General features: G+C 66.3%; 12 protein-coding genes. 6 read left to right on the top strand and 6 right to left on the bottom strand.

Annotated features, from left to right (window positions below):
* Positions 1–11: 11 nt before the first annotated feature.
* Positions 12–560, bottom strand: coding sequence for a hypothetical protein (locus ACIA8R_RS52360; RefSeq protein WP_397045675.1), 549 nt, complete (start codon positions 558–560; stop codon positions 12–14).
* 134 nt (positions 561–694) lie between these two features.
* Here ACIA8R_RS52360 and ACIA8R_RS52355 point away from each other — a divergent pair, with 134 nt between their 5' ends.
* From ACIA8R_RS52355 to ACIA8R_RS52345, 3 genes are all read left to right on the top strand, one after another.
* Positions 695–901 carry an AraC family transcriptional regulator N-terminal domain-containing protein gene (locus ACIA8R_RS52355; RefSeq protein WP_397045673.1) on the top strand — a complete coding sequence of 69 codons (207 nt, stop codon included), beginning with the start codon at positions 695–697 and terminating at the stop codon, positions 899–901.
* Between the two features lie 790 nt (positions 902–1,691).
* The gene (locus ACIA8R_RS52350) at positions 1,692–5,156 is read left to right on the top strand and encodes a hypothetical protein (RefSeq protein ID WP_397045671.1); all 3,465 of its coding nucleotides are present in this window, start codon (positions 1,692–1,694) and stop codon (positions 5,154–5,156) included.
* Between the two features lie 237 nt (positions 5,157–5,393).
* The gene (locus ACIA8R_RS52345; RefSeq protein WP_397045696.1) at positions 5,394–6,158 is read left to right on the top strand and encodes a transposase family protein; all 765 of its coding nucleotides are present in this window, start codon (positions 5,394–5,396) and stop codon (positions 6,156–6,158) included.
* Between the two features lie 386 nt (positions 6,159–6,544).
* On the opposite strand, the gene ACIA8R_RS52340 is transcribed toward ACIA8R_RS52345, so the two are convergent.
* From ACIA8R_RS52340 to ACIA8R_RS52320, 5 genes are all read right to left on the bottom strand, one after another.
* Positions 6,545–7,390 (bottom strand): SAVMC3_10250 family protein, encoded by an 846-nt coding sequence (locus ACIA8R_RS52340; RefSeq protein ID WP_397045669.1) that lies wholly within the window; start codon positions 7,388–7,390, stop codon positions 6,545–6,547.
* 1,099 nt (positions 7,391–8,489) lie between these two features.
* Positions 8,490–9,668, bottom strand: coding sequence for an ABC transporter permease (locus ACIA8R_RS52335; RefSeq protein WP_397045667.1), 1,179 nt, complete (start codon positions 9,666–9,668; stop codon positions 8,490–8,492).
* On the bottom strand, positions 9,665–10,321 hold the full coding sequence (locus ACIA8R_RS52330; protein ID WP_364104516.1) for an ABC transporter ATP-binding protein: 657 nt from the start codon (positions 10,319–10,321) through the stop codon (positions 9,665–9,667). Before ACIA8R_RS52330 ends, ACIA8R_RS52335 begins: the two co-directional genes overlap by 4 nt.
* Entirely contained in the window at positions 10,318–11,337 is a 1,020-nt protein-coding gene (locus ACIA8R_RS52325; protein ID WP_397045664.1) for a peptidoglycan-binding protein, read from the bottom strand. Before ACIA8R_RS52325 ends, ACIA8R_RS52330 begins: the two co-directional genes overlap by 4 nt.
* On the bottom strand, positions 11,334–11,813 hold the full coding sequence (locus tag ACIA8R_RS52320) for a hypothetical protein (protein WP_397045662.1): 480 nt from the start codon (positions 11,811–11,813) through the stop codon (positions 11,334–11,336). The genes ACIA8R_RS52325 and ACIA8R_RS52320 overlap by 4 nt, the downstream gene beginning before the upstream one ends.
* Positions 11,814–11,902: 89 nt before the next feature.
* On the opposite strand from ACIA8R_RS52320, the gene ACIA8R_RS52315 reads away from it, so the two are divergent.
* The 3 genes from ACIA8R_RS52315 to ACIA8R_RS52305 all read left to right on the top strand — a co-directional run bounded on the left by ACIA8R_RS52315 (position 11,903) and on the right by ACIA8R_RS52305 (position 14,669).
* Positions 11,903–12,556, top strand: coding sequence for a response regulator transcription factor (locus ACIA8R_RS52315; protein WP_364104525.1), 654 nt, complete (start codon positions 11,903–11,905; stop codon positions 12,554–12,556).
* Positions 12,553–13,683: a sensor histidine kinase gene (locus tag ACIA8R_RS52310; protein WP_397045660.1), complete on the top strand. Its 1,131-nt coding sequence runs from the start codon at positions 12,553–12,555 to the stop codon at positions 13,681–13,683. The genes ACIA8R_RS52315 and ACIA8R_RS52310 overlap by 4 nt, the downstream gene beginning before the upstream one ends.
* 548 nt (positions 13,684–14,231) lie before the next feature.
* The gene (locus ACIA8R_RS52305; RefSeq protein WP_364104531.1) at positions 14,232–14,669 is read left to right on the top strand and encodes a MarR family transcriptional regulator; all 438 of its coding nucleotides are present in this window, start codon (positions 14,232–14,234) and stop codon (positions 14,667–14,669) included.
* Positions 14,670–15,397: the final 728 nt, after the last annotated feature.

The following is a 15,397-nucleotide window of genomic DNA, read 5'->3' as shown; positions in this document are numbered from 1 at the left end:
CGCAGAGAAGATCACGGGACATCTGAACTGTCCAATATCGATATCAATGGACGACCGATATTCGAATCCGTATTCCTGCTGGCAGAGAAGCCGTCGACGACGACGAGCGGCAGATGACGGTCGGTGACAGGACGTCCCTGTATCGTGTTCGCGCTCCCACCGATGGGGTTCCGGCTGACCCCGGCCGGGCTGGGCCGCTCACGCGGCTGGCTGAGCAGCAAGGTGCATCTTGGGGTGCCGGTAAGAACCGTGTCAGTGCGCCATGGAAAGCACTGTTTGTCCGAATGGAGCTGAAAGGCCGCCGTCGCTCTGCCGTCGTAGCGGCGGGGTGAAGCTGGAGGCAGCCTGATCCGGGGATCACCGGGGAGGGCGCTCTCAGCCAGCCGCGCCAGCGGTAGCCCGCCGTTCTCCACCCGCCACCGGTAGCCGGTCTCGCGCCCGATCCCGAGGGCGCGACAAGCCTCCACCGTTCCCACGCCGGACAGCACCAGCCGCCGGTACTCCGACTCAACATCCAGCCTGCGCTTGGGCCCACGCCTCGCCATCAACACGCCCTCCATGATCAGGTGTGTTGCGTCAAGCACTAGAACCCGAGCGTCGTTAGGGGGTCAGAATTCGGGATCAGGCACACATTTCGTGACCCGTCGCGTAGATCACGGTTCGGGCGTTCCGGCGCGATGACGCGCCGCCCGGCATGGTGGCGGCGGCCGGCACCGCCTCCGCAGAGTTCCTCGGCGCCGTCGTCCGCCTGCTGCGCCTGCCCGACCAGCCCGGCGGCGCCATCGTTCTCGCGCCGCTCGTCGAACGGGAGATCCCGGCGGCTGATCATCGGCGGATACGGCGCGATCGTGGGCCGGCTGGGGCTCGCCAAGTCGGGTGCGCTTGGCCGGCGAGGATCTGAGCTAACGAAGCCCGGATCGGTGAAGGCGGTGTCGAGGCCATCTCGCCTCGGCGCTGCGTTGCTCCTTCGTCGCCAGGGACGGACGACTCTGTTGCCCTGGTCGACGCCAAACGGTGCACCCGTCGCCACCGCAACTGGCGGGATCTTCAACGCGAACAGCAAGAATCGATGGTCTTGGCGTGCTGATGGCCAACGCCTGAACCTTGTGCCCAGGATCTTCGTTGAAGTTTATGGCGCCTTCTATCCTGAGATGCGAAAAAGATTCAAGTCTAGCTGTTAAGTATGGGGAATTGATGATTCGTGTAGCTGTCTAGGTGTTTGTCGGTTTATCGTGTTGGGTTGGGTCGCTTCTGTGTGGCGTAGAGGCGAGTAAATCTGGCGATTTACGATCCCTTGGCGCCCGCGTCATCGTAGGCTGTGTGCTCGTACTTCCGTGATGCGCCTAGAGGCGGTGTGGTGGGCTCCGGTTTTCGGTGGTTTGGGAATTTGCACGAAGAGAGCACCAGCTTCGTGGGGCGGACCCGGTTACTCGCCAACCTCAAGCGGCATCTCGCCGAGTCCCGGCTGGTGACCGTCACGGGCATCGGCGGTGTGGGCAAGTCGCGTACGGTGCTGCGGCTGGCGCACCAGGTCCGCACCCAGTACCCCGACGGCGTGTGGTTCGCCGACCTGGCCCGGTTGCAGGACGCGGGCATGGTCAGGCACACGATCGCCTCGGCGCTCGGCATCGCCGACCAGTCCTCGCGGGCGGAGTCGGGAGTCGCTGTCGGAGTGGGTCGGCGAACGCGACATGCTGCTCATCATCGACACCTGCGAACACCTGGTGCAGGGCTGCGCCGAGCTGGTCCACGAGCTGCTGGAGGCCGCGCCCAACCTGAAGGTGCTGGCCACGAGCAGGCAGTCGCTCCACCTGCCCTACGAGCAGGTGGTGCCGGTGCCGCCGCTGGTGGTGCCCGGCGAGGACCCGGCGGAGAACCTGTTCACCAACGAGTCGGTGCAGTTGTTCGCGCTGCGGGCGGGGGCGGTCGTGCCCGACTTCCAGCTCGACGAGGAGAACATCGGCGCGGTGGCCGAGCTGTGCCGCAGGCTCGACGGCATCCCGCTGGCGATCGAGCTGGCGGCGGTGCGGCTGCGCGCCCTGTCGGTGGAGCAGATCCTCGGGCTGGTGGCCGACCGGTTCGGCCTGCTGGCCGGCGCGAGCGGCACTGACCTGCCGCGCCATGCGACGCTGCGGGCGGCGATCGGCTGGAGTCACGAGCTGTGTGAGCCCGCCGAGCGGTTGTTGTGGGCGCGGTTGTCGGTGTTCGCCGGAGATTTCGAGATAGAAGCAGCCCAGTCTGTGTGCTCAGATCGGAGACTCCCGCCCGAGGACATCCCCGAAGTGGTGATGACCTTGGTAGAGAAATCGATAGTACTAGTCACGAGCAACCACGCCGGCGTGCGCTACAAGCTGATCGACACGCTGGCCGAGTACGGTGAGGAGTGGCTGGACAAGCTCGGCCAGGCTCAGCAGCTGCGGCAGCGTCACCTGGAGTACTACCTGGGTCTGGCTCAGCGCAGCGAAGACGCATGGTCGGGCCCGCGGCAGATTTACTGGATGTTCCGGATGCGGCAGGAGCACGACAACGTGCGAATGGCGCTGGAGCACGCGTTGTCGTCGCCGAGGCGGAGCGCGTTGGCACTGGTTTTGCTGGCGTCATTGTGGTTCATGTGGGTGTGCTGCGGTTTCGTGCGCGAAGGGCGGCTCTACCTCGAACGCGCGCTGGAGGCCAACCCCTCGCCGAGCAAGGAGCGCTGCAAGGCCCTGTGGGTGCTGTCCTACGTACGCAGCTCGCAGGGTGACGGAGAAGAAAGTCTCAAGGCGGCTGAGCAGTGCAGCGTCGAGGCCGTCCGGGTGGGCGACTCCAGGGCGGTGATCCTGGCCTCGAAGATGCAGGGCACGGCCGCGCTGCTGCAGGGCGATCTGCAGAAGGCCAGCGCGCTGCTGGGCGTGGCGATCGAGTTCAACACCGACAACAAGGAGCTCAACCCGGGTCTGCTGCCCGCGGTTGTCGAGCTGTCGCTGGTGTTGTCGTCGCAGGGTGAGCTGTTCGAGGCCGAGTCGCTGCTCCAGGACTGCCTTCAGGTGTGCCGGGAGCGCGGCGAGCTGTGGGTCAGCTCGTATGCCCAGTGGGCGATGTCGCGTACTGCCCTGGCCACCAACAGGGCGGAGGAGGCGCTGCACAGTGCCCGGGAGGCGCTGCGGATCAAGCGGCACTTCCACGACACGCTGGGCACGCTGCTGGTCCTGGAGACGACCGCGCGCATCCTCATCGCGCTCGAGCAGGCGCCGACGGCGGCCAAGCTGCTGGGCGCGTTGCAGCAGAACTGGCGGACGGCGGGCCTGCCACAGATGGGCGCCCCGTTCCTGACCGACGATCACGACGCGTGCGTCGAGGACTGCAAGTCGATGATGGGCGAGCTGGCCTACAAGAACGCCTTCGAGAACGGCGCCCGCCTCGACCTCGACGAGGCGTCCACGATCGCACTCGGCGAGCTTTCGAAGCCGTCTGTACTGGAGGTCAGAGTCCCGGAGTCGGATGGCGATGGGCTCGCCACGGTGGAAAAAGCTGTGGTGCGCGTAGTTGATGCGTTCGGTTTGGCCGCGCCCACGGAAGATGGGTTCCGTAACGATCGCCACGCGATGAAGTTGCACGCGGACCTTCCTGGCATCAATGTGCACGAACAACGTGAGGAAATGGATCGAGCACTACGTGAAGAGTCGCCGCGAGTAGACGTGGATCAAACCAGTGCCGTAGATGCCCTCTTCGCGGCCTTGGAGGGTGTCGACCGGGCGGTCGTGATGGTTGATCAAACCCTTCTCGCCAAGGTGAACGGCAAGGTGGACGCCAGACGACTATCGCCCGCCGAGCAGACATATTTGGACAACTATCGTCACCTCTTCAACGACCCTGTCATGCTGCTGCGTGAGCTCGATCAGCTGGGAGCAGAAACCACGGGGAGCCAACCTTGTCGTATTGAGGGAGCCCACCGCGAAACCATCATCGAGCATCTGGGTCAAGTTGCACTGGATGCACTCGAATCATGGGCGGCCACCGGAAATTATGAAATCCTGACCAATTTGCCTCTTTGGGTAAAACGAGGGTACACCGAGAGTCGGCTTCTAGGGCTTATCGTCAAGACCCAGGCGGGGAGCGATGAGCAGACAAAGAAGATGGTCGCGAAGCTATGCCCGCCTGGCTCCTTGTCCAGAGAGCCGGAGCAGCATCGTCGCGCCTGGGATGCGAGTCCTCGGAGTTTTCGTGAGGACCACCTGGTGAGGCTGCGGTCCAATTCTCCAAGGTTAAGTGACGCCGGGGGTTATGTGCTGCTCCAAGAAGTAGCGGGAGGCAGCTTCGCGGAGATGTGTCAGCTGGAAGAGATCAGGTCCCGTCATGAGATTATCGAAGCTTTCCAGGTGGTGCTGAAGGGGCTTCTCTGCTCCTGGAACAAGCGCCGGCCTGACCCCTACTCCCATATTGATTCCGGCAAGTATCTTCAAGGTGAGCTGCGTCGAACGCTCGGCCCGAATGGAAAGCTGCGCACCTGGGCCCAAGGGCACGGACTGCTCCAAGCGGAACGTCGCTGGATAGTATTCGAGGGGGAGAGGGACGCGCCTATGCTACCCAATCCTCTCGCCATGGCGATGGGAGAAATTGTCGGAGGGCAGAACATTCAGCACTTGCGGGGACTGACGCACGGTGATCTGCATGGCGGTAACGTTCTCATGCCCCGCACCCGGGACGGGGTGCTGCGGCCCGATCGGTTCAGGCTTATTGATCTGACCACTTTCGACGAGAGCGCGCCGCTGACGAGAGACCCTGCCATGCTCTTGCTCTCAATTGTCGCCAAGCATATCCCGGTTGATTCACGTGCTGAAGAGGAGTTGTTTGAGCAGATCGTCCGCGGCGCAGGCCGTGATGAACTCTTTGCGCCGCTGATAAGCATCTTGCATGACACTGAGGGACAACTGATCCCGGACGACTTCCGGGATGACTGGCGCAACCAACTTCCCTTGTCACTGCAGGCTGCCGCATTACTGCATTGTACGTTCGACAATCTGGACGAGCGGGTCCGTTGGTGGTTCTTCCGTTTGGCGGCCCGATGCGGTGCGGATTATCTCCATTCGGCCGGCTCCTCCTTAGGCACGCTTGGCGGAACGCCTTATTCTCTTGGGCGTGAGATCATGACGGGATTCCCCGCGCCATCACGTTGAGTCATTTCCAACCCCACGGTTCCAGTCGGAAGTGGCGCGAATTGCGGTGTGTGCTTGTGGGGAGGCTGCTGATCAGGCAGCGTTAGACCAAGATTCGCTGCCCCGACCGAAGCTCCGTGGCTGCCTGCTCCAGGGCTCGATTCCGTTGTAAGCCTCACCTTGAACGGAAGCAATTTATGGTTAAACGGCATGGTAGTCAGCGGCTTATGCGCTGATTCTTGAGTTGGATGCGACGTACTGGACGATCAGGCCGCCCTGGTCGCCCGCCGCCCGGCCGAGCTGCTCCGCGCCCAGCAGGCCAAGCGCCGCAGCCGATGGCGGCGCCTGGATGCGTTCCGGCAAGCCCTGCTCGTGCTCGCCCACCTGCGCAACGGAGACACCTACGCACGCCTGGCCGCGGGCTTCGCCAGCGGCACCAGTACCGCCTGGCGCTACGTCCGCGAGGCGGTCGACCTGCTCGCCATACTCGCCGACCACGTCCACGCCGCCGTCTTACGCGCCGGCCGGCTGGCCTACGCCATCTTGGACGGCACTCTGATCCCGATCGACCGGCTGGCCGACGAACGGCCGTACTACTCCGGCAAACACCGGCTCCACGGCGTGAACGTGCAGGTCCTGGCCGATCCGACCGGCCGGCTGGTGTGGGTCTCACCTGCGCTGCCCGGTGCCACGCACGACCTGACCGCAGCACGCGCCACCGGCCTGATCGACGCACTGACCACCGCAGAGGTGAAGACCTTCGCCGACAAGGGATATCAAGGCGCGGGCGGCAGCATCCGCACGCCGTTCAAAGGACATCGGCTGCGGCCGCCGCTGTTGCGCCATCAGCGCTCAGTCAACCGCGCACACGCCCGCATCCGCGCCTGCGGGGAACGCGCTGTTGCCACCTTGAAGACCTGGAAGATCCGGACCCGGCTGCGCTGCTGCCCGCACCGCGCCACCACGATCGTGCAGGCCATCCTCGTCCTGCAGCTCATCGAAGAAGGCCGCTACTTAGGATGAAAAGCGCTCATGCTGTATGCGTTCGCCCTCTCCCGGTGGTTGGAGCTGGCGCCGCGACGCGAAGCCTCCGGACGGCCATGACCTGGGCAGATGTGACTATCGGCAGGCGCAGTGATGGTCGGCTTAAGCCGAGCTCGAAGGCGGATCCGGTTGGGTTGCGTCCACTACAGACCCGCTGGCGATCCGGTGGCGGGAAGCGGTCTGAAGGATGTGATCAACCGGACGACCGCAGCCCGGCGGACTACGAGGAGTTCGAAAGTCGAGGGTCTCCAGAAGGATGATGGGATCACGCCTGCAGGAGGGGCCGCGAGCCCGGGTGATGCCAGAGAATATCCGCACCGGAATTTCGCTGCCGATAAGTATCACTCTGGCCCGTGGTTGAGGGCTCAGGGAGCGGTATTTGTACGTTGACGTCGTCTCGATGAGTTTGCATGTCGTTCCACAAAGAGAGGGCTGGCGACTACCAGTTGGCTGGTATCGAACTTGGAATCGAAATGCAAGACTGCGGTCACTTGAGCATAGCCGGCCATCCAACCTGCCATCTGTGATGCAAGCGTATCCACGAACCTCTCAGCGGGCTCATTTCGCTTCAGTTCGTGCTGGAGAATCTCGCCAGGGGTCCGTTGAATCGGTAAGCCTAGGTCGAGATCGCGTAGTGTTTGGCCAGCGTACTTAGCTGGCTCTATGAATGGTGGCAGGTTCACGGTTTTATTGCCTATCCGTTCGCGAATCGTCTCGTTCTCCTCCTCGGCGATAGTAGCCAGCCATTCGGCGAAAGCTGGGCCATGGGAGAAGCTGAACGAGGTTTCGGGAACGTCGGCGGCGCCGACTAGATGAGCAGGTGACCCATGAAGGAGCAGACGCGTAACCGTCGGAGAATCATGGGGTGTCGGCTCCCAAAAGAAGAGCATGGCGCGAGATTGCCCGTACTCGTCTCCCCATCGTCGAAACTTGTAACTGAGGCGTGCCTCAAATTTCACCCATTGGCCAGGCTCAAGTGCCTCGTCTAAATATGATGCAAGAGGTCGATGGGCTCGCTCAATATAGCGGATGACTTGAGCAAGATTGAGGTGGCGGACTGAGGTGCCGTTGGCCAGTGAGACACTTGCCTCTCCCAGTCCAAATGGACCTTTGATTGCCAGGCCGGTGATCCGCTGCCACCAGCCACTCGCGGATCTTCTTGGGCTGAACTGCCTGAGCTTCCGCTCTGACACGTAGACAAGCTCCCGCATGGATCAATCATGGCACCAGTTCGAACCCTGCGGCGGGCTGGGAAACGATGGTCCTTCGATGGCTCAACCACGGTGCAGGGCGCAACAGCGCCAATGCCCAGAAACAGCTTGGAGCTGGGTATGGGAGGTCGGTTGCGCGGCTCAGATCAATGGCGGCCCTGATGCTGGTCTGCGGGCGGTCATGAGGCCGGAGTGGCCGGCTCGTACCGACGAGATCATTCCCGAGAGGAGTCGGTGTGCGGCAGCTGCCTTGACCCGTGGTGGAGCCGCGGGCCGTCGAGGTGGGAGGGGCGTCTGCTGTGGCTGGCTCTACAGATACGCGCGAATCAGCGCCTGTGATCGCGAGTCTTGGCTCATCGCCTCCATAGCGCCAGGCGAGGGAGGCCGGGGACCCTCTGGGGACCGCACGCCCTGCTCGCGCCAGCGGGGCCTGCAGGCCGACGAATGGCGTGCTCAGTGCGAGAGTGTGTTTGACGTGCGGAAACGCTTACTCCCCTGTTCTGGGGGTCAAGGGGTCGCAGGTTCAAATCCTGTCGTCCCGACGGTGTGATGTCTCGGGACATCGGAAACCCTCGAACCTTTGGGTTCGGGGGTGTCGTCTTGTTCGGGTTTGCCTGGGGCTGGTAGTCGCGGGCGGGGTCGAGGATCAGCTCGCGTAGGAGTTCTCCGGTGACGGCCGTCTGGGTGGAGGTAGCGCTGTGTAGTCGTCAGGGATCCGTGGCCGGCGATCTTGCGAAGGACGGGGAGGGGAACCCCCGCGTCGGCCATACGTACCGGCACTAGCCTGTCCTCAGAACCAGCGAAGTGCCGACGCCCATCGGCGAGTCGGCACTTCGGCCGGACGGCTCCGGCACACGCCGGAGCTGCCCGGCCACCCTCATCAGCCTCCCGGACTTCGAAGGCGCCGGCGAACATTGCAGCCACGGAGGCCGCGCCACGTCCACCAGCACATGTTCACCGGCCTCGTACGCCGACTTACCGATCAACAGTGCCTCACGACGTAAGCCGAAACCGTGGCCGCCGGGCCTGGACTCACCGCGTTCCCCGCACCGCCGCGCCCAGCGGCCAGCCGCCGATCCAGTGGTGTGATGGCGGCTGGTCAGGGCGAGGCCAGCGCCTCTGTCGGGGCCAGGTGGCTGGCACGGATGGCGGGGTAGAGCCCAGCCAGGCCGCCGATCATCAGGGTTGCGGCCAGACCGCCTACCAGTGCCCAGATGGGGATCACCATCGGCAGGGCCTGGATGGCCGCGTACACACCGGTCACCGCGATACCCAGGAACAGGCCGCCGATACCGCCGAGACCGGACAGCAGCAGCGCCTCGGCCAGGAACTGGACGCGGATCTGCCCCTGCGTGGCCCCCAGTGACCGGCGCAGCCCGATCTCGGCTTTGCGCTCCAGGACCGCGATGACCATGGTGTTGGCCACGCCCACACCCCCGACGACCAGGGCGACCGCGCCGAGGCCGAGCAGCAGGCCGGTCAGGGCCCGGTCCGTCGCCTGTCGGGCGGCGAGCGCGTCGGATGGCCTGGACACGTTCACCTCGCCGGGCACCTGAGGTTTGGCGGTGGCGGCCAGCACGGCGCGCACCGCTTCCACGGCCGGGTCCTCGGTGCGGGTGTAGATCGTGCTCGGATGCCCATCGAACGACAGGTACCGTGCGGCAGCGGGCCAGCCGATCATCGCGGAGGAGTCCAACTCCGGCGCGAGCGGTGCCGGGTCCAGCATCCCGATGACGGTGAACCAGTGTCCACTCAGGGACACCTGCCGTCCCAGCTCTGTGACGCCCAGCCGTTCAGCCGCCGTCGAGCCCAGCACGACGGCCGGGTACCGGGCCGTCGCGCCGTTGAGCCAGGTGCCTCGCGCCACAGCCGCCCCGACGAGATCGGGGACGGTCAGCTCTGTGGCGACGACGGCGATGCCGCCGCTCTCGGCCGCAGGGATCCGGTCGTTGCGGTAAACGTGCGCGTCGGGCAGCAGCGCGGTAGCGGCGGCACCCGTCACCGGGCGGATCCTGCGGATCATGGCCGCCGCCCCCTGCGGCAGCTGCGCCTGCTTGCCGAACACGGTCTGGCCCGGCGCGACCGTGAGCAGGTTGGTGCCGAGCCTGGCCAGGGTCCGGTCCAGCTCGGCTCGGCTGGAAGCGGAGATCCCGACGACCGACACCATCGCGGCGATCCCAATGGCGACGCCGAGGGCCGACAGGAGGGCGCGCATCGGCCGGGTGCGCAGCCCGGCCCCGCCCACCCTGATCACGTCCCTGGCCGACAGCGCCGTCATGGCAGCACCCGCCCGTCCCGCATGCGCACCTGCCTGGGCAGGGCGTGCGCGATCTCCAAGTCGTGTGTGATCACGACGATCGTGGTCCCTGACGCGTTCAGCTCTCGTAGCAGCGCGAGCACGCCCGCGCCCGCCGCCGAGTCGAGGTTTCCCGTCGGCTCGTCGGCCAGCAGCAAGACAGGCCTGCGCACAGCCGCCCGTGCGATGGCCACGCGCTGCCGCTCACCGCCGGACAGCTCGTGCGGCCGGTGCCGAACGCGACGGCCGAGCCCCACCTGGTCGAGCGCCTCCAGCGCCCGGGCGCGCCGCCGCCCGAGCGGCACCCCTGCATACAGCAGTCCGTCGGCCACGTTGTCCAGCGCCGACGCGCCTGTGGTCAGGTGGAACTGCTGGAACACGAACCCGATCCTGGTGGCCCGCAACTCCGACAGGGCGCGGTCCGGCAGTGTGTCCACGTCCTGGCCGTCGAGGCGCACCCGGCCGCTGGTGGGCCGGTCCAAGGTGCCGAGGATGTGCAACATGGTGGACTTTCCCGACCCGGACGGCCCGACGATGGCCAGCAGCTCGCCCTTCTCGACCTCCAGCGAGACGTCATCCAGCGCGATGACACCACCGGGGTAGGCCTTGGTGACGCCCTCGAGCCGCGCGATCATGTCGGCATCCCCACCTTCAGTCCGGCGGTGAGCCCCTGGCCCGACACCTCGACACGCCCACCGGCGAAGAGCCCCGTCCGGACCGGAACGACGCGGCCGTCCGCGAGTTCGACGCCGTACCCGCCCTCGGACAGCGCCAGGAGCGCCGCGACCGGCACCGTGAGAACGTCCTTGCGCACCTCGGAGACGAGCGTCACATCGACCGCCGCCCGGTCGTAGCCGACGGCCCCGATCGCCACGGTCAGCTCCACCTTCGTGGTCGTGCCTCGCTGATCGGAATTGACCACGAACTGTGCCGTGGTGACCTTCCCCTGAACCTGCTCGCCGGCCGGTGTCCTGACCGTCGCCGCAGCGCCGATCTTGGCCAGCCGGTACTCCGTCTCGTCCAGCCGCACGGTGACCAAGTGCGCGGTCCCGGTAACGGTGAGGAGAGGAGAGCCCGGACGGACAAGCGTCCCAGGCACTGCCGTCTGGTCGTTGACGCGGACGGCGTCCGGCTGGAAGACGACCCGGCCGAGCTCGACCACGCCGGTCTGTTTGACGCCGAGGTCCTTCTGCCACTTGCGTACGGCCCGCGCGCTCTCCCCGCTGAATACGTCATCGATGGTGAAACCGTGATAGCCGAGTTCGCGCAGATTCTCTTCCAGCTGCCGGACATCGGCTCCTCGCACGCCGGACCGCAGTGTCCGGTAGGCGGGCACCTTGCCGTACAAGAGCACGGTGGGGACCTGGTCGACCTTGAACAGCACGCCACCGCGCCGGACCGTCGAGCCGATGGCGGGGAGCGCGGTGACCGTGCCGGGGGCGGCCGCGGCCAGCGGACGCTCACGGCCGTAGCCCACGATCCCCGTGGCCGTCGTGGTGTCGGCCAGGTCCTGCTCGGTGACCTCGGCGAGAGCGGCGGGCACGGCGTGGCGGGCGACCGGTTCGTCTCCGCGCCCGCCGAACACGATTACCGCGGTGGTGGCGCAGACCGCCGCGAGGATCAGCGACCCGGCCGCGAGCCGGCCGGTCATGCCGCGCGGCACTTTTCCATGGCGGCCTTGAACTTCGGGTCGTCAGGGCCGGCTCCGAGGGCGCCGACGTCCAGCTTGAGCCTTCCGCTGGAGTCGGGGTCGGGGAACGTGGGGTACCCGTTCTCGCGCATGCACCTGGCCTGCTTGCGCGCGCTGTCGAGATCTTGCGGACTCGGCTTGCCTCCCTGACCGCCGGGCAGGAGGCGACCGCACTTGGCCATCGCGGCGTCCATCTTCTTCTTCTCGGCGATGTCGCTGCTGACCTCGAAGCGGCCGTTGGTCGGGTCCTTGATGTCGACGCCCTCACCTCGCATGCACCGCGCGAAGGCCAGCTCGCCGTCGCCGGCGGCCGAAGGGCTCGCGGCCGCGCTCGCCGTGGCGCCGCTCGCGGTGGCGACCCTGGTCTCAGGTTGGGCGCCGCAGGCGGTAAGGACGAGGCCCATGGCGAGGAGCCTGATCAGCGTCTTCGTCTTCATGGCCCGGAGTTCATCGCAGAGCCGATTACCGTGGCGTTAGCGCGAACGTTAACGGTGGCGATACACCCAACCGGATAGAACTTCTGAGCGTGCGTGTTCTGATCGTCGAGGACGAACCGGTGCTGGCCGACGGCATCGCCGAGTGGCTGCGTCGCGACGCGCTGGCCGTTGACGTGGTCAACGACGGCGGCTCGGCGCTCGAGCGGCTCGGAGTGAACGACTACGACGTGGTCATCCTTGACCGTGATCTGCCCGCCGTCCATGGCGACGACGTGTGCCGATCGATCGTGGAATCGGCCACACGAACCCGCGTTCTCATGCTGACCGCTGCTGCGGCCGTACGGGATCGGGTGGCGGGCCTCCAACTCGGCGCCGACGACTACCTGCCCAAGCCGTTTGCGCTGGCCGAGTTGTCGGCCAGAGTGCAGGCGCTGCTGCGGCGCACCGGGCCCGCCACGCCTCCGGTCCTCAGCCGCCGTGGCATCCGGATGGATCTGGCCAGGCGGGAGGTTTACCGCGATGGGCGTTACGTCGCGCTGTCGCGCAAGGAGTTCGCCGTTCTCGCCGAGTTGCTGCGCGCCGACGGGGCGGTGGTGTCGGCCGAGGACCTGCTGGAGCGGGCCTGGGATGAACACATCGACCCGTTCACCGGCGTCGTGCGGGTGACCATTCTGAAGCTGCGCCGCAAGCTGGAGGTCCCCGTGATCGACACCGTTCCCGGAGCCGGGTACCGGATCGCATGAAGAAGCTCACGATCAGGGCCAGGCTGACCCTGGTGTACGCGGCGTTCTTCCTGGTGGGCGGAGTGGTGCTGCTCGGCGTGACGACCCTGCTGGTGTCCCAGCAGGTGCCGTCGGCCGTCAGTGGCAAGCACATTCTGTCGTCCACGCCGTCTGGACCGCCGATGGACGAGGGACGGCAGATGCTGAGCGAACGGATCCGTACGGCGACCACCACCTCGCTGATATCGCAGGGCGCGATCGGGTTGCTGCTGGTCGGCGCAGCCTCGGTGGGGTTCGGCTGGCTGGTGGCGGGCCGCGCGCTGCAGCCCCTGCACCGCGTCACCGAGACCGCGCGGCGGCTGGCCGTGGGCGCGGGGCGGGGACTGCACGAACGGATCGTCATGAACGGCCCGCAAGACGAGGTACGCGATCTGGCCGACGCCTTCAACCTGATGGTGGAGCAACTGGACGCGGCTTTCGACGGACAGCGCAGGCTGGTGGCCAACGCCTCTCACGAGTTGCGCACCCCGCTGGCCATGAACAGGACGCTGGTGGAGCTCGCGGTCAGCAGGCCGGGCGCCTCGCCGGACTGCATCCAGCTCGGCACGTCGTTGCAGACCGTCAACGAACGGCACGAACGGCTGATCGACGGCCTGCTCACGCTGGCCGACTCCGAGCACGGCATCACCGAGCGCACCCCCGTCGACCTGGCCGACATCGCCGGCCACGTGTGCGACCAGCGCGGCGTGCCCTGCTACGGCGCGGCCGCCGCGATCACCAGAGGCGATCCGATCCTGCTCGAACGGCTGGTGCAGAACCTGGTCGAGAACGCCGTCGAGCACAACGTGCCCTCCGGGCTCGTCTCCGTGACCACGAAGACCATCGGCGAGGACGCGGTGCTGACCGTGGCCAACTCGGGGCCTGTTGTGCCGCACTACGAGATCGAGTCGCTGTTCCAGCCGTTCCGGCGGCTCAACCGCGAGCGTACCGGCGGTGGGAGAGGGTTCGGCCTCGGCCTGTCCATCGTGCGCTCCATCGCCCGCGGTCACGGCGGCTCGGTAACGGCCGTCCCTCGACACGGCGGCGGCCTGGTGGTGACCGTACGGTTGCCGGGCCCGGGCACCGCCCCGCCGCGAGAGGCCGTGTGACGCACACGGCCGGCCATCCGCCGGCCGAGCTACCCAAGTGCCTGAGCTGCGGGGAACGGTGGCGGGCGATGTCGGCGTCGATGGCGCCGCGCACCAGGCCGATGTACGCGACGATCTACATGCAGAAGTCTTGAGCACGTAGATGGCGGTATCTACCTCTCAACGGCCATCCACGGGACGTTCGAGTCCCGATTCGCGACCTCCCCGGCGCGGACCTCTTCGCACACCTACGAGCAAGACTCCGGCCAACGCGGCGGCCACTCCGATGGCCAGCCAGCCGGGTGACCCGCCGGTGATGGGCCGGCAATCGGCGACGCACAAGATGGGATCGATTCGTACCAGGTCGGCACCCTGGAGGATCCACAGCAGACCCAACAGGATGAGGAGTGTCCCCCCGGCGATCCTGGCGCCCCTGCGCCACCTCACTGGACGCGCGGGGGAGGGGTGGGGCATCTCGTCTCCTTCGGCTATGCTGAAACTATTCAGGAAGCTTTATAAGGTGAGGTTATAAGGTGGCCGAACAATCTACAACCGATGAGCCGCTCCTGTTGCAGCTCATCGGGCAGACGTTCAACCTGATCCTCGACGGGCTGCTCCGCCACCTCGTCGAGAACGGGTGCAAGGATCTACGCCCCACTCACTACCTGAACGTGTTCCGGCTGATGGACTGCGGCGGCACCCGGCCCACCACACTGGCCCGCAGAGCCGGGATGACCCCGCAAGCGATGAGCGAACTCGTGGGTCACCTGGAACAGCACGGCTACGTGCGACGCGTTCCCGATCCGGCCGATGGCCGAGGCAGGGTTGTCGTCTTCGCCGACCGGGGCACCCGGGCCGCCGAGATCAGCGCCGCCTACTTCGCCGGACTGGAGGCCCGCTGGGCCGGCATCGTCGGGGCCGACGGTATCCAGGGCGTCAAGTCCACCCTCACGCAGATCCTCGCCGACCTGTCGGCCGACAACACCGCAGTAGAGGGCAGTGTCTGAGCAATTACGCCGGGACGATCCGCGTACCCGCTTCGCCTGAGATCAGCGGAGCGGGCGCTGTCATTTCTCCCTCACGTTTCAGCCTCTGAGGTCGTGGGGGTGCCGGGTCGGTTCACATGAGGGCGCGGCGGGGCAATCAACCGCAGGACCAGCTGCTGCAGGACGTGGCCGAGGATGACATGGAGCGAAGTCCACCACACCCGAGCCCGCGCCATGCTTGAGCCGCATGGCCACAGGTCAATGTCCGCGACCAACCTTCCGGACCCGGCAGGGCGACAGCTCGCGGGTAGGGGCGGGAACCTTGGTCGCCGGTCCCGTTCCCTGTAGTAGGAGCAGTCGTGGCGATCTGCCCGATCCAGAGTTGGCGGATGGCTGTTCGACCGCGAGGAAGATCGGGCTGAGCAGGGTAATACGCGGCCCCATCCACGTCGCTCCCGACAGTCTCCCGGGCGCCTCCCACGGATGGCGACCCGTAAGCGCGGCCTGCCGGCTGTTCAGCCGGCAGCGGTGCCGGCCCCCTGCTGAAACCAGGCCAGCACCTTGGGCAGCGAGAGCCTGAGCGAGGTCAGGTGGTTCACGTCGCCGACATCCATGAGAGACGCATCAACGTGCCGCGCCCGTAGGCTTGCCGAGCTAGTGGGCCGTCACGCAACCTTGGCCGGGTAACTGGTCCAGCTTCTGATCGGCGAACTGGCGGCGAAGTTCGTCTTGGGCTGGGCTCGGGCGTT

The organism is Nonomuraea sp. NPDC051191, assembly GCF_044455665.1.
In the GTDB taxonomy this organism is placed as follows: domain Bacteria; phylum Actinomycetota; class Actinomycetes; order Streptosporangiales; family Streptosporangiaceae; genus Nonomuraea.
Note: the sequence above shows the minus strand (reverse complement) of the source record. Positions and strands in the feature narration are given on the sequence as shown.